Source organism: Paenibacillus sp. OAE614 (genome assembly GCF_040546645.1).
GTDB classification, from domain to species: Bacteria; Bacillota; Bacilli; order Paenibacillales; family Paenibacillaceae; genus Paenibacillus_AQ; species Paenibacillus_AQ favisporus.
In genome coordinates, this window is sequence record NZ_JBEPOD010000001.1 from 5,012,429 (window position 1) to 5,038,387 (window position 25,959).

The following is a 25,959-nucleotide window of genomic DNA, read 5'->3' on the forward strand; positions in this document are numbered from 1 at the left end:
AACGCCAAGACTCCACCCCGTCCCCGCGAAGCAAGCGGCAGGGCGGAAGTGGAGAATCGGCACCTAAATTTGGGAAAATGGCATCTGTTTTACAAACAGATTACGCACTTTCCTCTTGTTTTTTATCTTTTTTGCTGATCAATTCCGGAATCATCTTCTCTTTGACAACCTGCTCCGTAATGATGCAGTCCTTGATATCCTCGCGGGAAGGAACCTCATACATTACGTCCAGCATGATGCCTTCAATGATGGCCCGAAGTCCGCGGGCACCCGTATTGCGTTTGATCGCTTCGCGGGCAATCGCTTCAAGGGCTTCCGGCTCGAATTTCAGCGTTACGTTATCCATTTCGAGCAGTTTCTGATACTGCTTCGTCAGCGCATTCTTCGGCTCGGACAGAATACGCACCAGCGTCTTCTCATCGAGCGGCTCCAGCGTCGAAATGATCGGCAGACGTCCCACGAATTCAGGGATCAGGCCGAATTTCAGCAGGTCTTCCGGCAGAACCAGACCGAGGTATTCACCCGGTTTCAGATCTTTCTGGTTGTCGGTACCCGCGTTAAAGCCGATAACTTTCTTGCCGATCCGGCGCTTGATCATTTGCTCCAGGCCGTCAAAGGCACCGCCGCAAATAAACAGGATGTTCGTCGTATCGATTTGGATAAACTCCTGGTGCGGATGCTTTCGCCCGCCTTGTGGCGGAACCGAAGCGACCGTTCCTTCCAGGATTTTCAGCAGCGCCTGCTGTACCCCTTCACCCGATACGTCACGGGTAATCGAAGGGTTCTCGGATTTACGCGCCACCTTGTCGATTTCGTCGATATAGATAATGCCGCGTTCGGCTTTTTCCACGTCGTAATCGGCTGCTTGAATCAGCTTCAGCAGGATGTTCTCTACGTCCTCGCCCACGTACCCCGCTTCCGTAAGGGAAGTCGCGTCGGCGATGGCAAATGGAACGTTCAAAATTTTGGCCATCGTTTGGGCAAGCAGTGTCTTACCCGAACCGGTTGGACCCAATAGCAGAATGTTACTCTTCTGAAGCTCGACGTCTTCAATTTTGCTGCCGGTATTAATCCGTTTGTAATGGTTGTACACGGCAACAGACAGCGATTTCTTCGCTTGTTCTTGACCGATGATATACTGGTCCAAAATATCGCAGATTTCCTTCGGTTTCGGAATATCCTTCAGATCCAGCTCTTCCTCATGTCCGAGCTCTTCCTCCACGATCTCCGTGCAGAGCTCGATACATTCGTCACATATATAGACACCGGGGCCAGCAACAAGCTTGCGCACTTGCTCCTGGGATTTCCCGCAAAAAGAGCACTTCAGCTGCCCTTTTTCATCGTTAAATTTAAACATGTAAACACCCCTTTAAGATTTAATCGGTGAAGTGAGAACCTGGTCAATTATGCCGTATGCTTTCGCTTCCTCCGCGCTCATGAAAAAGTCACGATCCGTATCGCGCTCAATTTTTTCAAGGGGCTGACCCGTGCGCTCCACGTAAATTTGATTGAGCTTTTCCCTGGTTTTAATAATCCAGCTCGCATGGATTTGGATGTCGGACGCCTGGCCCTGAACACCGCCGAGCGGCTGGTGAATCATGACCTCGCTGTTCGTCAGCGCAAAACGCTTGCCGGGTGCTCCGGCCGTCAACAGCAGAGATCCCATGCTCGCCGCCATACCAACGCAAATCGTGGATACATCAGGCTTGATAAACTGCATCGTATCATATATACCCATCCCCGCTGTGACAGAACCACCCGGTGAATTGATATACAAATGAATATCTTTCTCCGGATCCTCCGCAGCCAGGAACAATAATTGAGCTATGACGAGATTGGCAACATCATCATCAATCGCACTGCTCAGGAAGATAATGCGGTCCTTGAGCAATCTGGAGTAAATATCGTACGATCTCTCGCCTCTATTGGTTTGTTCTACAACCATAGGTATCAGACTCATGTGTCCAACCTCTTTTCCATGTAAAAGATGTGATGCGTGCTTCAATCAAGTTTACAGCACTATTCTAACATGTTCAAAGCACGATGTCATTTTTTCACTCCACACCATTTAATACAGTGTATGAGTCTTCTAACAATTATAACCCGAAACGGACTCTTGAATCGAATATGTATGGAAACAAAGCATCCATTTTCATGCAAGATTTAGATATAAATGGATACTTTTAGTTAAAAATAAGGCACGCAAATGAATATACGTGCCTTATCTCTCTATAGGTCCCTTATGTCAGCCTCCACACTTAGATCAGATGCAGATGGCCGCGTCCGTTCCCTTCTTATTTTTCTTCAGCAGTTTCAGCAGCTTCTTCGGCTGCTTCCACTTCTTTGCTGTTCTCAATCAGGAGATCCACCGTTTTGCGAAGGGAAATTTCTTCGCGCAGGCTTCCCAGCGAACCGTTTGCTGTAAGAATGTTGCGGATCTCGTCAGCCGTGCGCTTGTAAGATTCAGCCATCACTTCCAGCTCTTTGTTGATGTCTTCCTCAGTTACTTCAATGTTCTCTTCTTTGGCGATTTGCTCCAGAACAAGGTTGTTGCGGACGCGTTTTTCGGCATCTTCCTTCATTTGCTCTTGCAGATCAGCCGTCGTTTGGCCAGAGAAGCTGAGGAACATTTCAAGGTTCATGCCCTGATTGCGCAGACGGTTGTCAAAATCACGCATCATGTTTTGAATTTCGCTGTCAATCATTGCTTGTGGAATTTCCACTTCGGCGTTGGCGGCAACTTTGTCTACGACAGCTGCTTCCTTGTTACCTTTGGCTTCTTGTTCCTTACGGTCCAGAAGCTGTTTCTTCAGGTCTTCCTTGTACTCGGCGAGCGTTTCGAATTCACTTACGTCTTTGGCGAATTCGTCGTCCAGTTCAGGAAGCTGTTTGCGCTTGATTTCATGCACTTTCACTTTGAACACGGCTTTCTTGCCGGCCAGTTCTTCTGCATGATATGTCTCAGGGAAAGTCACTTCCACATCTTTGAAGTCGCCAGTCGCCATGCCGACAACCTGCTCTTCAAATCCAGGAATGAACGTGCCGCTTCCCAGTTCCAGAGAATAACGCTCAGCTTGTCCGCCTTCGAAAGGAACGCCGTCAACAGATCCGTCGAAGTCGATCACGGCGACGTCTCCGTTCTCGGCAGCGCCTTCGTCGATAACAGACAGTTCGGCATGACGTTCTTGCAGACGCTTCAGTTCAGCGTCAAGCTCTTCGTCTGAAACCTCAACCTTTTGTACCGGAACTTCCACGCCTTTGTATTCGCCCAAAGTCACTTCAGGCTTAACCGTTACTTTCGCCTTGAATTTGAACACTTCGCCTTTCGCGAATTGGTCAATCTCCACTTCAGGACGGTCTACAGGGAAGATGTCAGTTTGGTCGACAGCTTCTGTGTATACTTCAGGAAGCAAAATGTCGATTGCGTCTTGATACAGAGCTTCGACGCCATAACGGGCTTCGAAGATCGGCCGAGGCACTTTACCTTTACGGAAACCAGGCACGTTAGCCTTTTTTGCTACTTTATTAAAAGCTTTGTCGAGGGCTGCAGCTACGCGGTCTGCTTCCACTTCAACTTCAAGAACGCCAAGGTTCTTCTCTATTTTTTCCCAGGTTGCTTTCATTTTATGCTTTCCCCTCCAAAAATAATTCACATGTACTTAAGTTATCAGCACGCACAGAATAACCATTATAGTATAAACAACATTGCCGTGTTTTTCAAGGGCAAGCCCTTGGCAACTCTTCAGGTAAACGTTTCCGATCGCCTACTCCTGCATGCCGGCCGACACGAACTGCCTGAAGCTTCGATAAGCCTGCTCAAAACGGAAGCGCATCGTGTCCGTGATCCCGTACATCGCCCGGGACTCCTCCTCGTTGCGGCTGCCTGTGAGGCTCTCGGTGACGATCTGATGCAGGGCAGCCGCCCAGATGTCGATCGTCGTGTCGTCCTCGTCAAGGATCGACCGGTAATCCTCCGTCCCGTAGATCGCCATAATAAACTGCGACCACAGCTCCTGGGCAAAATAATACAGCGTCGGCTCCTGCACTTCGGTCTGTGCAGCCACGCGCTCTGTTACCATTGCCACCTGCGGCGGAAACTCCTCCGGCGTTAAAGGCACCGTCTCCATATCGACGCTTACCTGCTCCTGTCCGCGCTTAAACTGCACCGTGCCCTGCATACCGCGCTTGCGCAGCGTTTGAAGCACCCTGAACTGCAGCAGCGGATGAAGGCGAGCCTGCATCAGCCACCCCACCAGCTTGTCGTCGATATCCGAGCCTTCCAGATAGGACAGCTGCTCGAGAGCAAGCATGGTCTGCTCCGATAAAGGCTCTTCCATGGCGGTGTGCAGCAGCTTGTCGGCGTAATGCTGGTCTTCGGCCAGCTTGGCCCGCACGTTCTGCCGTTTCATTTCTTCCTCGTCAGGCTCCTCCTCATGCTCATGAGAGTCCAAGCCTGCACCCTGCCCGCCGCCGTGATTCATATATTGTGGAAAAGCGGCTTCCAGCCATTCCAGAAGCGCCTGCCATTCTTCATAATGCCTCTCATCCTGCCCTTGGCACTGCAGCAGGAAACGCAAAAGCTCCATCGCTTCCCCGTACCGTTCATTTTCCAGCATGACGGTGAGCTGAATCTGATAGAAGTCGAGCGTCTTTGGAAAAAGAATGACGTTGTCCTTCGCTGGGGAAATATGTTCTTTAATATGTATTACCTCCTTTCCCCCGTGCTTGTGCAAATAATTGTTGATTATAGCATACCTCTTTCAACTTGAAAAAAAACATGTGAATGGACGGGGAATCCAATCGTTCTATGAAAAACGTATAGAAACCATTAATAATATAAACGGGGATTGAAACAACTTTTTTCTCATGCCCGGAGACAGATGAGGGGGACTTTGAGAAAGGAAAGAAAAACATGTTGATGTTATCGCAAATATATGTTATGATCTTTCTTGCTTGAATTTTTCATGTCCCAGTAGCTCAGCTGGATAGAGCAACGGCCTTCTAAGCCGTCGGTCGGGGGTTCGAATCCCTCCTGGGACGTAAGAAAGCTCTCCTTATTGGAGAGCTTTTTTTAGTTCCAGGAGGGAATTGAGAACCCCTACAGGGGTTCGTCGGAGCATACACTTCGTTAGCATCCGCTTCGCAGTCCGCCCGTCAGGGCGGTATCCCGAACTGGGACGTGTTTTTGCGTCCATTGGGATGAGAACCCCTCAAGGGGTTCGTCGGAGCATACGCTTCGTTAGCATCCGCTTCGCAGTCCGCCCGTCAGGGCGGTATCCCTCCCAGGAGGGAATTGAGAACCCCTCAAGGGGTTCGTCGAAGCATACGCTTCGTTAGCATCCGCTTCGCAGTCCGCCCGTCAGGGCGGTATCCCTCCCAGGAGGGAATTGAGAACCCCTCAAGGGGTTCGTCGAAGCATACGCTTCGTTAGCGCCCGCTTCGCAGTCCGCCCGTAGGGCGGTATCCCGAGCTGGGATGTGTTTTTGCGTCCATAGGGATGAGAACCCCTCAAGGGGTTCGTCGAAGCATATGCTTCGATAGCACCCGCTTCGCAGTCCGCCCGTCAGGGCGGTATCCCGAGCTGGGACGTAACAAAGCTCTCCTTATTGGAGAGCTTTTTTTAGTTCCAGGAGGGAATTGAGAACCCCTACAGGGGTCCGTTGAAGCATACGTACCGAGAATCTTCTCTTCTGTAACCTTCCCTACCCATTCGCTCAGCTGAACACAAAAAAGAGGACCCCAAGGTTACCCCAAGGTCCTCTCTATCCCATGCTTGTTACAGCTTAACGATTTTGCCTGTGTCCTGCGATTCAAACGCGCCCAGGATGACATTCAGGGAACGCAGACCTTCTTCGCCGGAAATTTGCGGCGGCGTGTTGGTCAGGATCGATTCCACGAACGCGTCGATGACGCCGCTCGGTACTTGCTTTTCATTCGTCGCCATGGCGCCTACCTTGTACGTTTCCACAGTGCCGTTGGTCAGCTCGACGATAACCTCGTCGCCTTCAACGGTTCCGATCTTCATGCAGCCGTTTTCGCACCAGAGCACCGTACCGTTGTCGCCGGAACGGTAGTGCGTCCAGCTCGCCATCAGCGTGCCCACAGCTCCGCTCTTCATGCGCACGATGCAGGTCGCATTGTCGTCCACGTCCGTACCTTCTTTATGTACGGTACCGATAAAGCCGGCGACTTCCACGATTTCGTCGTTCAGCAAATAGCGGATGAAGTCGGATTTGTGCACGCCGAGGTCGCCCATAGCGCCCATGATCGCTTCATCCTTGCGGAAGAACCAGCTGTCGCGTCCGTCGACGCTCCAGCTTTCCGGACCACCGTGGCCGAAAGACGTGCGGAACGTCAGCACTCTGCCGAGCTTGCCGGAATCCAGAATTTCTTTTGCCTTCACGTGCGGAGGCATGAGGCGCTGATTGTGGCCCACCATCAGGAAGACGCCGTTTTTGCGGGCCGCTTCGATCATCTGCTCCCCTTCTTCCTTCGTGGTCGCCATCGGCTTTTCCACCAGGACGTGCAGCCCGGCATTCGCTGCATCGATGCTCATCGAAGCGTGAAGGTAGTTCGGTGTACATACGCTGACTGCGTCAAGCTTCTCGTTCTTCAGCAGTTCCTTGTAGTCGGTGTATGCTTTGGCACCGTATTGTGCCGCCACTTCTTCAGCGCGCTCCTTGAGCGGATCCGCGAAAGCAACCAGCTCCACGTTCGGGTTCGCTGCGTATTCAGGAATATGTCTGCGCTGGGCGATGGCGCCGCAGCCGAAAACCGCTACTCTAATTTTACTCATGGATACAAATCTCCCTTTCCTTGGCTCTGATCTTCATCAAATTAAAATTGGTTCAGGTAGTTCTGTTTCAGCCAGTTCATGCTGTTCTCCACGCTTTGCAGCGGAGGATTCTGGCACACGTCCTGCTCGACGATCAGCCACTGCGTACCAGCATCGGAAGCGGCCTGAATGACGCCCGGCAAATTCACGTCCCCTTGACCAAGCTCAAGCGTCTTCATGTTGCCTTCGGCATCCTTGCTGAAGTCCTTCAGGTGAAGGAGCGGCAGGCGTCCGGCATATTTCGGGATATAGGTGAGCGGATCCTGTCCGGCAAACTGCACCCAGCATACGTCCATTTCCACTTGAACGGCTTCAGGCGAAGTAGAGGAATACATGGCATCGAATACAAACTCGCCGTCAATCTTGTCCGCGAATTCAAAATCGTGGTTGTGATATCCGAAGGTCAATCCTTGTTTGCGCGCCTCGGTACCCACTTCCTCCAGGAAAGCAAATAGTTCCTTCCACTGCTCGATGTTCTCCCGGTCTTCCGGTGCAACGTAAGGACACATCATGGTTGTCGCGCCGATCGTTTTCAGGTAATCGATCTCTTTCTGCAGGTCGGCCCGAAGCAGATGCAGGCCCACATGAGCGCCGATCGCTTGAAGACCGAGCTCTTGAAGAAGCGTTTTCATTTCTTCAGCAGGAATGTCACCGTATCCGGCAAACTCCACACCTTCATACCCAAGCTCAGCCACTTTGCGAAGCGTTCCTCGGAAATCCTTAGCCGTTTCATCACGAAGCGTATACAATTGCAAGCCAATGTTCAATTTTTTCATAAACAGGGCACCTCGTTTCCCAATAAAATGATTGCTCTATCTGCTACTATCATACATGCAAGTAAGCTAAAATGAACATAAACAATATGATTGCAACATGAACTATCTGGTTGTTTTTTTAAGAAGGGGGAGTACATGATGGAAGCCAGACTCCTGATATGCGATTATTCCTACCATTTCCAGCAGTTCAGCAACAGCCACCGCGCGGGCTTGACGACCTATTTGTTCCGGCTGCAGACGGAAGGATCCTGCACCGTATTCTGCAACGGCACCGATTACCATGTCGAAGGCGGGGACCTGCTGCTGCTGAAGCCGGGAGACGAATACGAGCTTATGGTGCATGAAGATGCCGGCGGGGGACGCGTCTCGAGCGGGGATTATTTTCTGTTTTGCGAAGGCGGGTGGATCGATGCCTGGTGGAGCCGGATGAGCCGGCCGGTCGTCAGCCGGATTGGCAGCGACGATCGCCTGCTTGGTCTCTGGAGGCAGCTGCTGCTAGAAAAAAGGCGCGGCCTGGAGGGGGAGAACGTGGAGCTCACCGGTTACCTGCTGCGAAGCTTGTGCCTTTGCCTGGACCGAGCCATCACGGAGACGAAACCGGCGAACCGCACCGCTTATACCGCGCTGAGGCTGAAGCGTTTTGTCGAGGAGCATGCCACCGTTACCTTTAAATTGGAAGAAGCCGCCGCCCATGTTGGCCTGAGCCTGTCCAGAGCTGTCAAAATCTTCAAGGAGCAGTACGGCAAAACGATGATTCAATACGCCTTGGAAATCCGGCTGAACGCCGCCATCGAACGGATGAAATACAGCACCATGACCCAGGAGGAGATTGCCGAAACCTGCGGTTTTGCCAGTTATTCTTACTATCACCGCGTGTTCCGCAGCGCCTACGGGATGTCGCCGGCCCAATACAGGGAGAGCTTCGCACCTGATGCCAAACCGCAGCCGGACAAATAAACGGTCATATCAAAAAGCAACCCGCCCGGTATGAACCGTTGACGGATTGCCTGATTTTACGCGAGCAGATTGTTTTCGATCATTGAACATCCACCCTATCCTTTGGTGGAGCCGGCCACCATGCCCTTCATGATTTTCTCCTGAAGGATCAGATAGATGACGATCGTTGGAAGCACCGCGATGGCCATCGCCCCCATCGTCAGGCTGTAATCCGTACCGAAACCGTCCGAGAAAAGGGACAAGCTGAGCGGCAGCGTCTTCAGCGCCTGCGTGTTAATAAAGACGAGCGCGAAGGAAAAGTCGTTCCAGAACCGCAGAAACGCCAGAATCGAAATCGTCGCCACGATCGGCGTGCAGAGTGGGAGGATCATCCGGCCGAATATCCCCCACCATCCGCTGCCGTCGATCATCGCCGCCTCTTCAATCTCTTTCGGAATCGAGGACATGTAGGCCATGGACAGAAACACGGCGATCGGCAGCTCAAACGCTGTATAGGGCAGAATGAGCGCACCGTAGGTGTCGAGGAGACCCATGTTTTTCATCATGATAAACAAGGGGACCAGCGTGCTGTGGATCGGAATCAGAAGCCCCATCGTAAACAGCACGACGACGACTTTTTTTAACGGGAACGAAAATCTCGACAGCACATACCCCGCAAGCACGCTGAGCAGGACGGTCAGGATAACCGCCGAGACCGTCACCACCGCGGAGTTCAGCATCGCCCTTCCCATATTCCCCAGATCCCACGCCCTCACCAGGTTTTGCGCCATCCACTGTTTCGGCAGTCCATACGGATTGGCAAAGAAGTCCTGGTTTGTTTTAAAGGCGCTCGTAAACAGCCAGTACAGCGGATACAGCGTAACGACGGCATACGCCAGCAGGATCAGCTTGCCGAAGCCGGCCAGCCCTTTGAAGACGGCTCTTTTGCCCGTGCCGCTCCGGGAAGCGGCCGTAATCGTTGCATTCATCCTTGCTTCTCCTCCCCTCAGCTGCTTTTGCGGCGCGTCGCCAAATAGTTCAAGGCGATCAGCACCGCGCTGACGATCATGATCATGGTGGACACGGCCGAGCCGTAACCGTACCGGTAAACGCTGAACGTGCTGTTGTACATGTACGTCGCCAGCAGCTCGGTTGACCGCGCCGGCCCCCCGCCCGTCATGACGATGACATGGTCGAAGGCTTTCAGGCTTCCGGAGATGCAAAGTACGATCGTGACGACCACTGTCCCCCAAATGATGGGGAGAGTGACGTGAATCAGCTTGTTCCAGCCGGCGGAGCCGTCGATTTTGGCCGCGTCGTGAATTTCGGGTGAAATATTTTGCAGCGCCGCGACGAAAATGACCAGGTAAGGGCCGATGTTCGCCCAGTTGATCGGAATGGATATGGCCAGCATGTTGACCTTCGGGTCGGACAGCCAGGCCCGGGTCCAGGAGTGGAGGCCGAGCAGATCCAGCACATGGTTCGCAACCCCGAACTGCGGGTGATAAATGTATCCCCAGATGAGGCCGACAACGACGGTTGACAGCACCATCGGCATAAAAACGGCCGAACGGACAAACCGGGAGAACAGCGAGTTCTTGAACAATACGATGGCCAAAACGAGCGCGACCGGAACCTGGCCGACGATCGACGATACGACCAAGATCAGATTGTTGCGAAGCGCCCGCCAGAAAATCGGATCCCGGAACATCTCCTTATAATTGTCCAGCCCGATGAATTTGGCGTCTCCAAAGCCTTTCCAGCTGAAAAACCCGTAATACGCCGACCAGAACACCGGAATAATGACGAAGATCAAAAACAGCAGAAGCGCCGGAAGAAGAGCTAGTGCTATGAATCCTTTACTTCGCATCGCTGTCGGCATGGCAGCTTCCTCCCTTTCTCATGTCCGTCATTAAGGCGCGGCCGACCGGGCCTGCGCGTCCTGCAGTTTCTGTGCGACGCCTTCTACGGAGCCGCCCATCATGATTTCCTGGAGGCCGTTATTAATAACCTCGGCCGCTTCCGCCGACAAATAAGCATCATAGACCGGCGTGACTTCGGTCGATTTGACGAGGTTGAAGGCTTTATAGTAGAGGGAAGTCACCTTAGACTTGTCGATATCGGTGTCGTACATCACCATGGAGTTGCTCTCGGCGATCGCTTTCTGGGCATCCGGTCCGCTGACCGCATAAATCAGCTCCAGCGCCAATTCCCTTGCTTTGCCTTCCGTCCGGCTGCTGAGCGCAAGTCCGCCGCCGGCACCGCCGGAAATCGTGCCTGCCTTCCCTTTCCCTCCGGGGATTGGCGGCAGCACAGTCACTTCGATATCCTTCATCTGGTCTTCCGTAGAGGATGCCGCCAGGTTCGTGAGCGTCCAGGCGCCGCTGATCATCATCGCCGCGTTCCCCTGTATGAAATACTGCTCAGCCTGCGTATTGTCGATGCTGTTGGCGCCGTCCTGGAACGCCTTGTGATCCACCAGCTCCTTAAAATGACCTAGCGCCTGGATGAATTCCGGATCAGTGAATTTGGCCCCTTTCTGCGCAGCGGCGTTCTTGAACCATTCCGTTCCCGTTACCCGGTCGGCGAGCGAACCGAGAATCGTGGACTGCGCTACCCACGGGGCTTTGTTGCCCAGCGCAATCGGGGTGATGCCTTTGGCATTGAATGCGCTGACGGCCGTCATCATCTCATCCCACGTGGTCGGGACTTTGACGTTGCTTTTTTCGAACAAGGCCTTATTATAGTACAGGATTGAGGTGGCCGACATGCCCAGCGGAGCCGAATAGATCTGACCTTGCTCGAACTCATACGGTTCAAAAGCGCCTGGCAGGAACTTGTCCTTCCAATCCGAATGCGCGTCAAGCACCTCCGTAATCGGCTGGAGCAACTTGGCCTGATACAGCTCGGAGGACTGGCTGCCCGCGTAGACGAAAAATACGTCCGGCATTTCATTCGCCGCGGCAACCGTGCTCAGTCGCTGGCGGTAACCGTCAGGCGGGATGGCCTGGGCGTCGAGTTCTACCTCCGGATGGTCTTTGGCAAACTGCTCGATGAAGCTCCGGACCGATTTGGCCCGCAAATCATCCCCTGCAAAATTGTGCCAGATCGTCAGTTTCACTTTCTCCTGACCGTCCGCGTTTCCCTCTGCCTGCTTGCCGCTCTCCCCGCTGCCGCAAGCGGCAAGGAGCATCGTCATGAGCAGCAGAACAATGCCTAATTTGCGTGTAGTTTTCATGGTCATCCCCCTCTGATATAAATCTTAAGTTCAATCAGCCTTACGATGATTAGCCCAAGTATAAAAGAGGATGAACGTCTCCCACAGGGGATAGAATTCAGTCAAGGGAGGGACAAACTTCAGCACTTGCCCGATATTCCGAAGGGGTCAGACCGGTGAATTTCTTGAACAGGCGATTAAAATACTTCAGGTCTTCGTAACCGATCTCGCCGGCGACCTCGCTGATTTTGGCCGGCGTTTCCCGCAGGAGCCTCATCGCCTTGCGAAGTTTCGCCTGCGTGACGTATTCGAGATAGTTGCGGCCGGTCTCCCGCTTGAACAGCTCGCTGAAATAGTTCGGGTTCATATGGACGTGCTTCGCCACCTGCTGCAGCGACAGGCTTTGGTCCAAGTGGTCGTGAATGTAAGCAATGGCCCGTTCTACCGGACTGGACGCCGATACCATCCCGCTGTACTGCTGCATGATCTGTTTCAATTCATGAACCATGATTCGTTCTGGCCACTTGGCCAGCTCGTAGATATCGAATGGAGTCCCTGAAGGAAGCGGACTGGAGTAACCGATCGAAGCGGCGGCCCGCTCCAGCCACCGACGGGCCGAGAGAAGAATGGAATGAAGGTAAGCCTGCATCGATCCTGGTGTAGCTTCGGGGTCCAGTATGATCCGTTCAAGCAAATCCGTAATCCAGGACTGCAGGCGGGACGTGTCGCCCGCCCGGAGCAGGCCAAACAGCTCGGTTTCTTCCTCCACCGTGCATACCGTCCGGATGCCCCGGCGGGAGGCTACCTCTTCATACCGGATCCGCCGTTCTGCACGCAGCAGCCATGCATAGGAGCCGGCCTCCGCTGCGGCAGCTAAGGCGCCGGGCAGGTCCTGAAGCTGGGTGAACGGCAGCCCGCAGGCAGCCGTGACCCGGCAGCCCAGCTCAGCCTCCACATGGCCCAGCACCGGCCTCATGCGGCTCCAGTCGTCCTCGCCCCGGGTTTTTGCCAGAAGAAGCAGTGCACCGTTCCATTCGAGCCATGCGCATGGCAATCGTTCAGCCAGCCGGCTGCCGATGATGCGGTATACATCGCCGTCCGGGCGGCTGCCCCTTTCCCCCGAGCTGGAGGAATGGACCGACAGCAGCCAAATCCGGAGCACCGTGAGCCCGTCAGCATCGGGCCGAAGGTCGGGGAACCGGTCCCAAAACTCGGCTTCGGTTCGGGCATCGGGTGCGGATCCCGAAGCCAACAGTCTCCTTAAGAACCCGCGGTTCACGATCGTCTGCTGGACCCTGCCGCCCTCCTCGTTCCGCCGGCGAACCTCCAGCCGCTCCCTGGCCTTGGCCGCGGACTGGATGATTTCCCCCGGTCTGCTCGTCTTCAGCAAATAGTCGCTGACTCCTTCACGCATCGCCTGCTGGGCATAGGCAAACTCGTCGAATCCGGAAATGATGATAATTTCGGTATCCGGGAACTGCTTTTTCACCTCCCGGGCCATATCGATACCGCTGAGCCCCGTCATCCGAATATCGGTAAATATAATTTCGGGCTGCTCATCCGGAATCCGCTGCAGCGCTTCTTCGGCGGAAGCGGCCGGCTCCAGCACCGTAAAACCGTTCTCCTCCCAATTGACCACCGTGCTTAGCCCGTTTCGGATAATCACTTCGTCATCAACGATCATAACCTTCATCTTCGTTCTCCCCTTTGCTTGATTCTTCCCGAGTCCATTCCTTTGGCTCCTGCACGATCGGGATCCTGAATGTAATCCGCGTGCCCGCTCCTTCCGCACTCTCTACCCGAAGTCCGGCCTCCCTGCCGTAATGCAGCGCCAGCCGCTTGTTGACGTTGCGCAGCCCGTAGCTCCCGCGGGCGTCAGGCTCCTGCCCGAAGGCCGCCGGATGCTCCGCCAGCCGGTTCCGGAGCCACTGAAGCCTCTCTTCGGGCATTCCCGTCCCGTCGTCCTCAACGGCGAAATCGAGGAACCCCCCGCTGCGTTCCACCGCAATCCGGATCATGCCCCGCCCGTCTCGGCCGAGCAGGCCGTGAAGGATCGCATTCTCCACCAGCGGCTGAAGCAGCAGCTTAAGCATCGTTAGATGGTGCAAACTCTCGGCCGCATCGACCCGAAAATCGAATTTGTCGGGATACCGGATCGACTGGATATTCATGTAATGACGGACATGCGTGATCTCCTGCAGCACCGTGCAGTATTCCTGGCCGGCATTTAAGCTGAACCGCAGAAAATCGCTCAGCGAGCCGACCATCTCGGCGATCTTGGCACCGTCCTGATTCATCAGCGCCAGCCATTGCACCGAGGAGAGGGTGTTATACAAAAAATGCGGGTTAATCTGCACCTGCAGCGCATGCATATCGGCTTCCTTCTTCAGTGATTCATTGCGCTTGACCTCATCGGTGAGCTTCACGATCCGCGAAGTAAGCCGGTTATAGCTGATGATCAGCTGACCTACCTCGTCTATCGTTTTGACCGGCAGTGCAGGCAGAGGTTCTTCCGGCCTGGCGTTTCTGAGGAATTTGGTGAGCGCGGAGAGCGGGTTAGTTATTTTTTGAATCAGAAAAAGCACCAGAATGATGACAAACAGGATCGCAGCGGTGACAGCGACAGCCGTAAGCCTTAGAAAATACTGGTTTTGCGAGCTGTATTCCGCAGCCGGTATGATCCCGACAAGCTTCCAGCCCACGCTGGACATCTTTTTATACAAAATCGTCTTCTTGCCGCTCCCCTGCCCGTAGACCAAATCCCCGCTCTGTCCCTCAAAAGGGCCGATCGAAGGATAATAAGCGTCCAGCGCAAGATTCGTTTCCATATCCGGGGGGCCTGCGAGAATCCGGTTGTTCTCGTCCAGCAGCAGCACGAAGCCCGTTTTTTCCAATGCCACCTGCCGGACCTGGCTGGCGATGACCCCCTGATCCAGATTGATCTGCAGATTTCCGATCGGCTTGTATTTATCGGTGCTGCGGATCGGTCTTGCCAGCGTGATCATCTTCCTCACCCCTTCAAAGGTCCACTGCCGGTGGACCGAAGACCACCATTTGGGATGCTCGGCATAATAATCAGGATCCCTCTCCGTGACATCCTGGAACTCCGACCGCACCAGCGACTTGTAGGAGATCGAGTCCTTGGCCCCAAGCGGCTCGACGATGATGTTCGCGATATAATCTTTGGAAAAGGCGAGGCTTGTCAGAAAGTTGATGACGGCGGTCTGCTGCACGTAATTGCTTTCGGAGCTTTTTAAATAGGACTGCACGCCTTCGTTGCCGATCAGAAAAAGCGAAATGTTCTCAACGTCCTTGACCATCGTCTCCAGATAGACATCCAGCTGCCTGAGATTGTTCATTCCGGAGGTTTTGGCCTTTTCCTCGGTCAGGCTCTCGGCCATTTTGTAGGAGAAAATGCCGAGGAACAGCAGCGGAACCAGCGCGGCCAGAATGGTGAGCAGAGACAGCTTATGCTTCAAGGATGTTCCGAACCAATGCTGCATATGATCCCTCCTACGTCGGTTTATGAAATGATTATGTAATATTATATAACATTGAAAACGCTTGCTAATAAACCATTCGGCTTTATCACAGAGCTTCATGTTAGGTTTATTCACTATCTTAGAAGATCACTAGGTCTTAAGTAAATGGTTAAAAAGTCGCAGTAGAATCCGTTTTGCACTTAAAAACTCGTCGGTTGAGGGAGTATTTCACGCGTCAGAGCCTGCGCCCAGAGGTACGCCGTTACTACAGCTATGATCCGATCGCGTTACGCTGGAAGCCTCGTTTTCCTGTTTGCAAAATAAAACGGGGAAAGAGCATCGCTCTCTCCCCGTTTCTATACATCCGGCTATCCCGGGCTACTCTTCATCGGCCGCCTGTCTTGCATGATTGTACAGCTGCTCATAGTATCCGTGCATGGCCAGCAGTTCGTCATGAGTGCCTTCCTCAATCGCCCGGCCGTCTTTCATGACCAAAATGCGGTCGGCGTGCATGACCGTGGACAGCCGATGGGCGATCACCAGCGTCGTCCGACCGGTAGACACGTTCGCCAGCGCGCTTTGCACCAGCTGCTCCGTATGCGAATCCAGGTTGGCGGTCGCCTCATCAAGGATGAGGATCCGCGGCTCAAAGACCATGATCCGCGCGAAGGAGATCAGCTGCCGCTCCCCGGCTGACAGGCCACTGCCCCGCTCCGATAGGAGCGTGTCGTATCCGCCGGACATCCGCATGATCATGTCGTGCGCTCCTACGAACCGGCAGGCATCCATCACCTTTTCACGGGAGATGTCCTCCTGAAACAGCCGGACGTTATCAAGGACGGTTCCCGCGAACAGATAGGGCTCCTGCTGGATCAGTCCGACGAGACGGTGGAGCTGCTGCTGCGGAATATCGCGGATATCCGCCCCGTCGATTTTGATGCTGCCGGAATTAACGTCATAGAACCGGTTCAAGAGGCTGATCATCGTGCTCTTTCCCGCTCCCGTCGTGCCGACGATGCCGACCATCTCTCCGGGCTTCAAATGGAGGTCGAGATGGGGAATGACCGGCTTGGATTCCGAATAGCCGAAAGAAATGTGATTGAAGTCGACCCGGCCGCGGGCTTCGGACAAGCGCAGCCGGCACGTTTTGTCAGGCTCCGGGTCCTTCACTTCGGGCTCGGTGCTGAATATTTTCCAGATCCGGTCCATCGATACGGTCGTCGACTGGAACGTGTTCCACTGCATGGTGATCTGGTTGATCGGCTGGAAAAACTGCCGGATGTAGCTCGTAAACGCGTACAGAACGCCGACGGCCATATGCTCATGGAATACCGCCAGTCCGCCCAGCCAGACAACCGTGACGAGGGCGACGTTGCCCAGAATGTCGAAGGTCCGGTTAAACAGCACGTTGGCGCGGACCTCCCTCATGTTCGCTTCCCAGTAGCTCTGGTTATTTTCGTTAAAACGCCGGGTCTGCTCCTCTTCCTGGCGGAACGCCTGAATCAGACCCATCCCGGACAAATTCTCCGCAATGAATCCGATTAACCGCGACAAGCGGCTCCGGGTTACCTGGTACGCCTGGCGTAGATAGCGGCGGAACAGGAAGGCCACGAGGCCGATGACAGGCAGGACGATCATCGAATACCAGGCGAGCGTCGTATCGAGCTGAAACATAAAGACAATGATCAGTACGAGCGTCATGCCGTCGCGGATCAAACTGAGCAGCACCTGCGTGAAAAACTGGCTGATCGTCTCCGTGTCGCTGGAGACATTGGTCACCAGACTGCCGCGGTGCACGCGGTCGAAATAGGACATCGACAGCTTGGAAATATGCTGGAACAAGTCCTTCCGGATCCGTGCCACGATGCTTTGACCCGCGTACTGAAGCAGATTATTCTGCAAATACGTGAATAAGAAGCTGACGATCGAAATGCCGAGATAAATGCCGGCGATCGTGGCGATATAACCCATGTCCCTGCCGCCGACAGCCAAATGATCGTCGATCACGATTTTGACCAGATACGGCTGCAGCAGATCGGCGGAAATGCCGAGGATCGCGCAGACAAACACGCCGGCAAAAGCCCACTTGTGCGGTTTGCCGTAAGCCAGTATCGCCCTGAAGGCTTCAAATGATTTTTTCTTGTCCGCTGCATCCTTTGCTTGCGTTGCCTTGAGGGCAGCGGCTGAAGAATTAGGCATGCTGCAGTCCCTCCTGTTGAATCCGGTATAAAGATGCATATGGCCCGTCCGGACAGGCCATCAATTCCTCGTGGCTGCCCCGCTGGACAATGCGGCCTTGATCCAGCACGATGATTTCATCGGCATGCTGGACGCTGCTGATCCGGTGCGCGATAATGAGCGTCGATTTGCCGCTGCGCTCCCGGATCAAATTGCCGAGGATGCCTGATTCCGTCATCGCGTCGACGGCGCTCATGCTGTCGTCGAGAATCAAGAGCTCGGGCTTTTTCATCAGCCCTCTCGCCAGGCTCGCACGCTGCCTTTGACCGCCGGACAGCGTAAGGCCCCGCTCGCCGAGCCGGGTCTCAAATCCCGCTTCAAAGGAGTTGACGCTTTCCAGCAGCAAAGCCTGGGCCGCTGCCTCGCGGATTTGCTCGATGCTGGCGGAGCGGTCGCTGAAGGCGATATTGTCGGCGATATCCGTGCTGAACAAGAAGCCGTCCTGCGGCACATAGCCGATCTTGCGGCGCAGCGACTCCAGGGTCACACGGGTAATATCCTGGCCGTTCACCTTAATGCTGCCGGCCGGGGGCTCATAAATGCGCAGAAGCAGCTTTGCCAGCGTCGATTTGCCGCTGCCGGTGCGGCCGATGAGCCCGACGGTGCGGCCTTCCGGAATGGTGAAGCTGACGTCCTTAAGCGCTTGTTCCGACGTCCCCGGATAAGAGAACGTCAAGTGGTCCACGGCGATATCCCCGATGCGGGCAAGGTCCGAAGCGTCGTCCTTGTCCCTCACGCTCGGCACCCGGGCCAGCAGCCGGTTGACGCGTTCCAGGGAGGCTCCTGAGCGCTGCATCATGTTAATCACGTTGCCGATCTGCTGCAGCGGTCCCGTCAGCATCCGGAGGTAGAAGGTCAGCGCAACGAAGCTTCCAAGGGTCATCCGGCCCTGAATCGTCATATACCCGCCGACCAGCAGCGAGACGACCAGGGATAACGCCCCCAAGAACGGAAGCAGCGCCTGGAACAAGGATGACATCCTCACCAGATGCAGCTGCGCGCTGCGCACCCCGTCGACCGTCTCGTCAAACCGGCGCTGCGCCGTCTCCTCGATGGCAAACGTCTTCGTAACGCGGATGCCCCCGATTTGCTCATCAGCGGATTCCGTCATCGTGGCCAACCCTTCCTGCACATCCATCGACCGGTTCCGGATGCGGGGACCGAAATAAATGACCAGAAACGGAATGGCGACCAGCGGGCACACGCTGACCAGAATCAGAGTTACCGGTATACCTGTAACCAGCATCATGACAACACAGGAGATGACCATGAACACGGCGTTGGTCGTCTGCGTGACTCCGAATGAAATCGCTTCCCGAACCGAAGTCACGTCGTTCATGACATAGCTGAGCAGCTTGCCGGTCCCCTGTTTGGAAAAAAAGTCCTCACTGAGGCGGGAAAACTGGGCAAAGATCTGGCCCCTTGTCAAAAATTCGAACCGCCGGCCGAGACGCATAATGGTAAACTGCCCTAAGCCGAACAGCACGCCATAGGACACGGCGATCCCCAGCAGGATCAGGCTGTAGCGGATGATATCCTCGCGACCGATCGAACGTTCCTTCAGTCCATCCGTCACCTTACCGAGAATCTGCGGCAGCAGCGCCTGATCCACGTTGGACAGGATGATCAGGATGACGGCGGTCAGGTAGAGAAGCGCGTTTTTCTTCAAATAATTGGTGAGCAGCTCGAAGCTTTTCAAGAGTTCCATTCCCTCCTTTGGTTTCAATTGAATTGATACTTCATCATTACCCGCTTCCGACCCATCCATTAAAATATACCACAGAAAAAAAAGATTGGGCTTTTCCCAACCTGGCAGAGCAGCGAAAAAACCGTGTCCCGGAACGGATAAATTTTTTTTGGAGTCTTACTTCTGCCTGCAAAAAACCGGCCGTCCATTAATTTTGCCGCACTGGATAAATGTCCACGATCCGCAGCTCTCTTCGGCATAAGATGACAGTATGCGAAATTGCTATCAGCAAAGGAGGAGGACCGCTTGAAGATTCGTAAAGCGATCATTCCGGCAGCCGGTTACGGAACGCGGTTTCTTCCCGCCACCAAAGCAATGCCCAAAGAGATGCTGCCTATTATCGATAAGCCCACCATCCAGTTTATTATCGAAGAAGCCGCGGCTTCAGGGATTGAGGAAATTTTGATCGTGACCGGCAAAGGCAAAAAGGTGATCGAGGATCACTTCGACTCGGCGCTGGAGCTCGAATATTATTTGGAGCAAAAAGGCAAGTTCGAGGAACTCCGCAAAATCCGGGAATTTACCGGCATTGTCGACATCCACTATATCCGCCAATCAGAGCGTAAAGGTCTGGGGCACGCCATCGGGGTAGGGCGCAAGTTTATCGGAAACGAGCCCTTTGCCGTCCTGCTTGGAGACACGTTTTTTGACGCTGATCCGCCGTCGCTAAAACAGCTTATGGATGGGTATGACCGGCTGCAGACGTCCATCGTAGGCGTGCAGAGCGTGGCGGCTGACAAGGTATCGAGCTACGGCATCGTCGACGCCAAACCGTTGGTCGATTCGTTTGCGTATGTGAACCGGTTGGTGGAAAAACCCGCGGTCGATGCCTCTCCTTCGAGGCTGGCCATGGTGGGCCGTTACATTTTGACTGCATCCATTTTCGATATCCTGGAAAACCAATCCCCGGGAGTTGGCGGCGAAATCCAGCTGACGGACGCATTGAATCAATTACTTGTCAAAGAAGCGATTTATACCTGCGAGATTAAAGGCCGCTGGCATGACGTCGGTGATCCGCTGGGTTATGTGAAGGCCATTTTGGCACTGACGAAGCAAAGAGCGCAACTGAAGCAACACCTGCAGGACGAAATGAGCGAGCTGTTAAAAGAGGACCCGCAATCACCGGATTCCGGTTCCGGTGACCCTGCGCCGTAAGCCCAAGCTTCACCCGCCTGCCTTCTCGTGATGCAGGTATGTAACGGAAAACCAATTCTAAAGAGAGGTGTCCCCGCAAATGATTGAATTGGCTTTAGCTTTTACGGATAAGGACGGAAGCTATTCCGAGCACGCTGCCGCCGCGTTGGCTTCGGTGTTCCGTAATACTTCCTCCGAGCTTCAGGTTCACATCCTCCATGACGATTCGCTCCTGGAAGAAAACAGGAACAAGCTCGCCCAGCTGGCGGCGGATTTCAAGCATCCGATCCACTTCTATCCTGTGACCCTGCCGGTCGAGATGATAAACGTTCTCTCGGGAACCGGCTCCATCGACCGATGGACGTGGGGCAGTCTTTATCGGCTGCTGCTGCCAGCCGTGGTACCTGCTGAACGGGTAATCTATCTCGACTGCGACGTGATGGTCAATATGGACATCACCGAGCTTTGGGAGATCAACCTGAACGGGGGCTACCTTGGGGCTATCCACGACCAAGGCATCCACGGCATCGCAGAAGTCGTGGCCGTCCAGGGTTTAAACCCCGAAACCTATTTTAACTCCGGGGTCCTTGTATTTGACCTCAATGCCATTCGGCAGCACGTGACGTGGTTTGAAGAAATGCTGAACTTTTTCCGCGCCTTTCCCGGCACCTCGATGCCAGACCAGGACTGCCTGAACCACGTATTCGGGGGAAACTGCCTGCTGCTGGATCAACGGTTCAACTGGTTTTACGTCCCGGGTTCCGAAATGGACCTCCAGCAAAAAATCGTTCACTTTGCCGGTGACATGAAGTGCTGGGACCCGCTCTCCCCAGGATATGTCCTCTATCAGGATAATCTGAGATTAACGCCATGGAGCAAGGAGCCGATACTCCCGGCGCCCATCAAAAGAAGCGCGGACAGAAAAGCCCGGCATCTGCTTATGAAACGCAAAACCCGCAAACACTCGCCTAGAAAACCATCCTCCCGCCACCGGAGCGAAAGGGAACAGAGTGAACGGGTCGTCATGAGGAAGCGGAGAAAAGCCTCCAGACACTCCAGGTACTCCCGGCACAAATCTGCGACCGGCAGCAAGTCCCGCATCCTTACGATGCGCCGCAGCTCCCGCAGAAAGCATGCCATGTACATTCAGGGCTTCAGCAGCGGCATCTATTTGTAACGGCCGTATCAAAAAAAATGCAAACAACCTCCGCCCTTCCGGCGGAGGTTGTGCTTTATTCTTCAATGTAAGTGTTGTTTCCGGCGCCCCATCCGGCCAGCATATAGACGATCGCCACGATCAGCAGGACCGAGGTCGCGGTCGTCCAGCTGCCGCTCAGGTCATGGACAAGTCCAATCAGCAGAGGTCCGACAGCGGCCAGCAGGTACCCGACCGACTGGGCCATACCGGACAATTCCGCAGCCTGTTCGGTCCGGCGGGTGCGGAGCATGAAGAACATCGTTACGAGGCCGAAGGCCGCACCGGTGCCGATTCCGACCAATACGACCGCGACCGGAACGATCGCATTCCATCCGCTAAGCAGCAGCACAAAGCCCAGAACAAAGCAGAGGAACGTCCCGACGACCAGTCCGCGCTGATTCTGAAAGCGTCCCGCCAGAATCGGCACGAAGAACGTGACCGGCACGCTGAAAAATTGCATCAGCGACAGCATCCAGCCTGCCGTCGAACCGCTCATGCCCCGATCGGTCAAAATTTCAGGCAGCCAGGACACGACCGAGTAAAATACGAAGGATTGCAAACCCATAACAATCGTGACCTGCCACGCCAGTTTCGAGCGCCAGATGCTGCTTTTCGACGAAATCCGCACCCCGCCGGTCCGATGCCGGTACCGGAGCTGCGGCAGCCAGACGATGAGGGCGATCAACGACAGGATTCCCCAGATGAGCAGGGATCCCCGCCACCCGGAAGCGAGATGATTCGACACCGGAAGGCTGACGCCGGAGGCGATAGCCGCAAAGATGTTCATCGAAACGGAATAAATTCCCGTCATGACACCCACCCGCAGCGGAAAATCCCGCTTAATCAGGCTCGGCAGCAGCACATTGCTGACCGCGATGCCGAGGCCGAGCAGAATCGTGCCGGCAAATAAAGCGGCGACCGAAGGAACGAACCGCAGGGCAATGCCCAGCGTTACAGCGGCCACTCCGCTAAACAGCGTCTTCTCCATGCCCCATCTCCGGGCCAGCTTCGGAGCAATCGGGGAGACGACGGCAAAGGCCAGCAGCGGGAACGTCGTCAGCAGCCCCGCAAGGGTATGCGACATTCCCGTATCGAGCCGGATCGTTTCAACGAGTGGACCCACCGAAGTGATCGGCGCCCGCAGCGTCGTCGCGATCAGGATAATTCCAAGAACCAGCAGCAGCGCCTTCATCCCTGTGGAAACCTGGGGATTCTCCGCCTGCTGCGTAGATATTTCGTATGTTTTATTCATGCTGTTCTGTATTTCCTCCTTCAGACAAATCAAGCAAGGCATCCTGGGATGCCTGGATATACGACCGAACAATTTCGCCCGCCTCCGCCGCGTCCCGCCGGATGATGGCTTCAAGCAGACGCTCATTGAGCCGGCAGTGCACAAGCACCAGATCCCAGCGCAAGCTGCCCAGCGAGAGGGAACTCGTCACGGATTCGCTAATGCTGTCATACAATTCGCTGAGCAGCCGGTTATGCGCAGCGGCGATCACCTGCTTGTGAAAGGCCAAATCGGCGATGATGTAAGCTTCCATATCTCCGGACTGTTCAGCGGCGCTGCAGGCCGCAAGCGTAAGCCGGATCTGCTTGATATCATCCGCCGTGCTCCGCTGGGCAGCGAGCCGGGCGGCCTCCTGCTCCAGCGCAGCGCGAACCTCCAGCGTCTCGCTCAGCTTGGAGCGCTCCATCCGCCGCTGAAGGACGGGACCGAGGCTGCTCGACGCGACGACGTACGTCCCGTCCCCCTGCCGCGTCCGGAGCAGTCCCGCATGAATCAGGGCACGGATCGCTTCACGGATCGTGTTTCGGCTGACGCCCAGCTTCTCTACCAGCTCCGGTTCCGGAGGAATGCGTTCCCCAACGGGCCATTGGCCTTCCTCAATCAGCTTCTCCAGCTGAGAAGCGACCTGCTCGACAAGCGTTGAACGCGTTGGACGCTGCAAGTTCATTCGAATACCTCCAAACATAGGATGTTTGGTTCATTGTAGCATGAACTTCGGTTTCCTGCACAATTTTTTCGTTTTCGCACCATCATTGGCCCTGAAACGCAGCAACGGCAGCCTTCACTCGGAAGACTGCCGATCTGGTGCAGCCGGCTCAGTTAAAGCATGCTGCCTTATGCTTGAAGTTCCTTCTGCTGCCGTACTTTCTCCCGGCTGCGGTGTGCCCCGGGCAGGACATAGATCACGAAGTGGTAGATTTCAACCATCGCGATCGCCGAAACGGCGTCCCAGAGGACATGCTGTTTCACGAACTGTGTCGAGGCGATGATAAGAATCGACATCGTGCTGACGAGAATCATGATCATGCGGCTCCGGGACTTGCTTGTCAGAAAGAGTCGCATAACCATGTAACTCGAGAAGCAGTGAATGCTCGGAAAACAGTTGTAGGGCTGATCCCTTTTATAAATAAATCGGACAAGCTCACTGAACGGATCGCTGCCGGTCACGACCGGCCTTGGCACCGTCGTTTGAAATACAAGATAAATGCCGTAGCATGTCATTGCGCATACCGTGTACAGTATAATGCCCCGGTAATACAAATTCCGGTCCTTAAAGAAAAGGTAGACCAGGCAGGCATAGATATAGAAGATCCATACGCCGTAAGGGAGCGCAAAATATTTTATAAATGGAATAGCCAGATCCGCTTGCGTGACAAGGGAATACACGCGGTCATTCGGGTGGTTCACCAGCTGGTAAATCGACCCCAGAACGGGAAAAACGAGCATCAGTACTAGTGGGGCGAGAGGACGCAGCCTCTGCATCATTGCATTTACCTTCGTCACCATATCAAACCTTTCTCTGCCGGTTGCAAAAGATGTTAAGGGATTCCTTCGAGAACCGCTGCCTTATTGTACTGCTAGAACCGGTTTCCATCAACCATATTTATGTATGAAGCCTTTTCCAGTTTCTTTTTTCATTTCCTCACAGTCTCCTCACCGAAGGATGACGGTTATGTTAACGAAAACTGAAACAGATCCTGCAGCACGACAGCGGCCGCACCGATTAATTTGCCGTCATCCCCAAGCGAAGACTGCCCCACAACCAGATCGTCCTTCAAAATACGCATGGCATACCTTGAAATATGCTCCTCAACCTTATGGAGCAGAATAGGATTGTCCTGAGCCACGTTCCCGCCTAACACGATCGCTCCCGGATTAAACAGGTTCACCAGGTTGACGAGGCCGGCACCCAGATGCTCGGCGATCTCCTCGGTGATGTCCATGGCCAGCCGATCCTCTCTGGACAGTGCCTCTTTATACACCGCAGGCTCGATCCGGCTGAAGTCACCGCCTGTCAGATCGTGGATAAGCGTCTGCCGGCCCGAAGCCATCGCCGCCATCATTCGGGAGTGCACTGCAGGCCAGCTTACCGAGTTCTCCAGGCAGCCGACGTTTCCGCATTCGCAGCGGATTCCGCTCCGGTTGACGCTCGTATGGCCGAATTCGCCCGCTCCTCCCAGCTTTCCCCGGAGGATCATGTCGTCGACAAGGATGCCCGCCCCAATCCCATTGCCGACCATAATATAGATCAGATTGGCAAAAGAGCTGTAGCTCCCGAACCGCCGTTCCGCAAGCACGAGCGAGTTCGTATCGTTCTCGACCCAGGTTTTAATCCCATAGCGGCTTTCCACGAGTTGCTTGACCGGAACGTCATTCAGGCGGAGCTTGGAATTATAGTAGACAACCCCCTGCTCAACATTAACCACGCCCGGCGTCGTGACGGCTATGCCGATGCAAGCGTCCAGGCTGCCGGTTTCGGTGACGAAGCGGTCGATCATGCCGAGCATCAGCTCGATGACGCCTTCTCCCTGCCGCGTTCCGACAAGGGCGGATTCTTTGCGCAGGATGTTCGCCTCCAGGTTTAATTGGGCAACCTCGATGACTGTGTTTGAGATTGATGCGGCAAACAAAAAATGGTTATCCGGCGTAAATCGCAGCAAAATGGGCTTGCGCCCGCCGCTGGACTCTCCTCTGCCGATTTCGGTCACATAGCCTTCCCGGATCAGCTCCTGAACCGCCGCAGCTACGGTGGAGGGGCTAATCCGGTTTCCTTTGGCCAGCTCGATCCGGGAGATCGGGCCGTCCAGGCGGATTTTATTTAAAATGATCGACCGGTTCAGCTCCTGAATCAGTTTCCAATCGCCTTTTCTCATCGTTTTCAACCATCTTCCCCTTTCTTCGGCAAAATGCATCAATATATTCCATCTTATTCCATATTTACAGTAAAATATAGTTCCCAATGCTCCATTCCATGTAACATATTCCAATGACCAAAATATGCGGAAACCGATACTTTCCACTTGAAAACGCCGTTTTCCTGCCTTCCAAAAGTTTTTATGCAAATATTTATCAAACTATTGAAAATAAAAATCACCAAATATATAA

Annotated in this window: 20 protein-coding genes and 1 tRNA gene; 4 read left to right on the forward strand and 17 right to left on the reverse strand. The window is 54.3% G+C overall.

Annotated elements, in window-relative coordinates:
- Positions 1-100: 100 nt before the first annotated feature.
- The 4 genes from clpX to ABIE48_RS23175 all read right to left on the reverse strand — a co-directional run bounded on the left by clpX (position 101) and on the right by ABIE48_RS23175 (position 4,616).
- Entirely contained in the window at positions 101-1,357 is a 1,257-nt protein-coding gene (clpX, locus tag ABIE48_RS23160; RefSeq protein WP_076174338.1) for an ATP-dependent protease ATP-binding subunit ClpX, read from the reverse strand.
- 12 nt (positions 1,358-1,369) lie between these two features.
- On the reverse strand, positions 1,370-1,960 hold the full coding sequence (gene clpP, locus ABIE48_RS23165; RefSeq protein ID WP_076174335.1) for an ATP-dependent Clp endopeptidase proteolytic subunit ClpP: 591 nt from the start codon (positions 1,958-1,960) through the stop codon (positions 1,370-1,372).
- A gap of 334 nt (positions 1,961-2,294) precedes the next feature.
- Positions 2,295-3,623 carry a trigger factor gene (tig, locus tag ABIE48_RS23170; protein ID WP_192717260.1) on the reverse strand — a complete coding sequence of 443 codons (1,329 nt, stop codon included), beginning with the start codon at positions 3,621-3,623 and terminating at the stop codon, positions 2,295-2,297.
- 141 nt (positions 3,624-3,764) lie between these two features.
- Positions 3,765-4,616, reverse strand: a complete 852-nt coding sequence (locus ABIE48_RS23175; RefSeq protein WP_145948593.1) for a hypothetical protein — start codon at positions 4,614-4,616, stop codon at positions 3,765-3,767.
- A 350-nt stretch (positions 4,617-4,966) separates the two neighbouring features.
- Between ABIE48_RS23175 and ABIE48_RS23180 the strand changes: the two genes are divergently transcribed.
- Positions 4,967-5,040, forward strand: a tRNA-Arg gene (locus ABIE48_RS23180).
- 736 nt (positions 5,041-5,776) lie between these two features.
- Here ABIE48_RS23180 and ABIE48_RS23185 read toward each other — a convergent pair.
- The gene (locus tag ABIE48_RS23185) at positions 5,777-6,796 is read right to left on the reverse strand and encodes a Gfo/Idh/MocA family protein (RefSeq protein WP_076174298.1); all 1,020 of its coding nucleotides are present in this window, start codon (positions 6,794-6,796) and stop codon (positions 5,777-5,779) included.
- A 41-nt stretch (positions 6,797-6,837) separates the two neighbouring features.
- Entirely contained in the window at positions 6,838-7,611 is a 774-nt protein-coding gene (locus ABIE48_RS23190) for a sugar phosphate isomerase/epimerase family protein (RefSeq protein ID WP_192717261.1), read from the reverse strand.
- A 138-nt stretch (positions 7,612-7,749) separates the two neighbouring features.
- Here ABIE48_RS23190 and ABIE48_RS23195 point away from each other — a divergent pair, with 138 nt between their 5' ends.
- A complete protein-coding gene (locus ABIE48_RS23195) occupies positions 7,750-8,568 on the forward strand; it encodes a helix-turn-helix domain-containing protein (RefSeq protein WP_145029145.1) in 819 nt (272 codons plus the stop codon).
- A 95-nt stretch (positions 8,569-8,663) separates the two neighbouring features.
- Here the strand turns inward: ABIE48_RS23195 and ABIE48_RS23200 are convergent, their stop codons facing one another.
- From ABIE48_RS23200 to ABIE48_RS23230, 7 genes are all read right to left on the reverse strand, one after another.
- A complete protein-coding gene (locus ABIE48_RS23200; protein ID WP_076174289.1) occupies positions 8,664-9,536 on the reverse strand; it encodes a carbohydrate ABC transporter permease in 873 nt (290 codons plus the stop codon).
- A gap of 17 nt (positions 9,537-9,553) precedes the next feature.
- Positions 9,554-10,429, reverse strand: coding sequence for a carbohydrate ABC transporter permease (locus tag ABIE48_RS23205; RefSeq protein WP_089548390.1), 876 nt, complete (start codon positions 10,427-10,429; stop codon positions 9,554-9,556).
- A gap of 30 nt (positions 10,430-10,459) precedes the next feature.
- Entirely contained in the window at positions 10,460-11,785 is a 1,326-nt protein-coding gene (locus tag ABIE48_RS23210; protein WP_192717262.1) for an extracellular solute-binding protein, read from the reverse strand.
- Between the two features lie 97 nt (positions 11,786-11,882).
- The gene (locus tag ABIE48_RS23215) at positions 11,883-13,457 is read right to left on the reverse strand and encodes a response regulator transcription factor (RefSeq protein ID WP_192717263.1); all 1,575 of its coding nucleotides are present in this window, start codon (positions 13,455-13,457) and stop codon (positions 11,883-11,885) included.
- Positions 13,438-15,267 (reverse strand): sensor histidine kinase, encoded by a 1,830-nt coding sequence (locus ABIE48_RS23220; RefSeq protein ID WP_145029149.1) that lies wholly within the window; start codon positions 15,265-15,267, stop codon positions 13,438-13,440. Before ABIE48_RS23220 ends, ABIE48_RS23215 begins: the two co-directional genes overlap by 20 nt.
- A 357-nt stretch (positions 15,268-15,624) precedes the next feature.
- Positions 15,625-17,445 (reverse strand): ABC transporter ATP-binding protein, encoded by a 1,821-nt coding sequence (locus ABIE48_RS23225; protein ID WP_089548393.1) that lies wholly within the window; start codon positions 17,443-17,445, stop codon positions 15,625-15,627.
- Positions 17,438-19,192, reverse strand: a complete 1,755-nt coding sequence (locus ABIE48_RS23230) for an ABC transporter ATP-binding protein (protein ID WP_354519732.1) — start codon at positions 19,190-19,192, stop codon at positions 17,438-17,440. Before ABIE48_RS23230 ends, ABIE48_RS23225 begins: the two co-directional genes overlap by 8 nt.
- Positions 19,193-19,477: 285 nt before the next feature.
- Here ABIE48_RS23230 and galU point away from each other — a divergent pair, with 285 nt between their 5' ends.
- Positions 19,478-20,386, forward strand: a complete 909-nt coding sequence (gene galU, locus ABIE48_RS23235) for a UTP--glucose-1-phosphate uridylyltransferase GalU (RefSeq protein WP_192717264.1) — start codon at positions 19,478-19,480, stop codon at positions 20,384-20,386.
- Between the two features lie 79 nt (positions 20,387-20,465).
- Positions 20,466-21,542 carry a glycosyltransferase family 8 protein gene (locus ABIE48_RS23240; protein WP_192717265.1) on the forward strand — a complete coding sequence of 359 codons (1,077 nt, stop codon included), beginning with the start codon at positions 20,466-20,468 and terminating at the stop codon, positions 21,540-21,542.
- Between the two features lie 55 nt (positions 21,543-21,597).
- Here the strand turns inward: ABIE48_RS23240 and ABIE48_RS23245 are convergent, their stop codons facing one another.
- From ABIE48_RS23245 to ABIE48_RS23260, 4 genes are all read right to left on the reverse strand, one after another.
- Positions 21,598-22,815 (reverse strand): CynX/NimT family MFS transporter, encoded by a 1,218-nt coding sequence (locus ABIE48_RS23245; protein WP_192717266.1) that lies wholly within the window; start codon positions 22,813-22,815, stop codon positions 21,598-21,600.
- Positions 22,808-23,521, reverse strand: coding sequence for a FadR/GntR family transcriptional regulator (locus tag ABIE48_RS23250; protein WP_192717267.1), 714 nt, complete (start codon positions 23,519-23,521; stop codon positions 22,808-22,810). The genes ABIE48_RS23245 and ABIE48_RS23250 overlap by 8 nt, the downstream gene beginning before the upstream one ends.
- Positions 23,522-23,688: 167 nt before the next feature.
- Positions 23,689-24,360: a phosphatase PAP2 family protein gene (locus ABIE48_RS23255; protein ID WP_192717268.1), complete on the reverse strand. Its 672-nt coding sequence runs from the start codon at positions 24,358-24,360 to the stop codon at positions 23,689-23,691.
- 164 nt (positions 24,361-24,524) lie between these two features.
- On the reverse strand, positions 24,525-25,727 hold the full coding sequence (locus ABIE48_RS23260) for an ROK family transcriptional regulator (RefSeq protein WP_354520688.1): 1,203 nt from the start codon (positions 25,725-25,727) through the stop codon (positions 24,525-24,527).
- Positions 25,728-25,959: the final 232 nt, after the last annotated feature.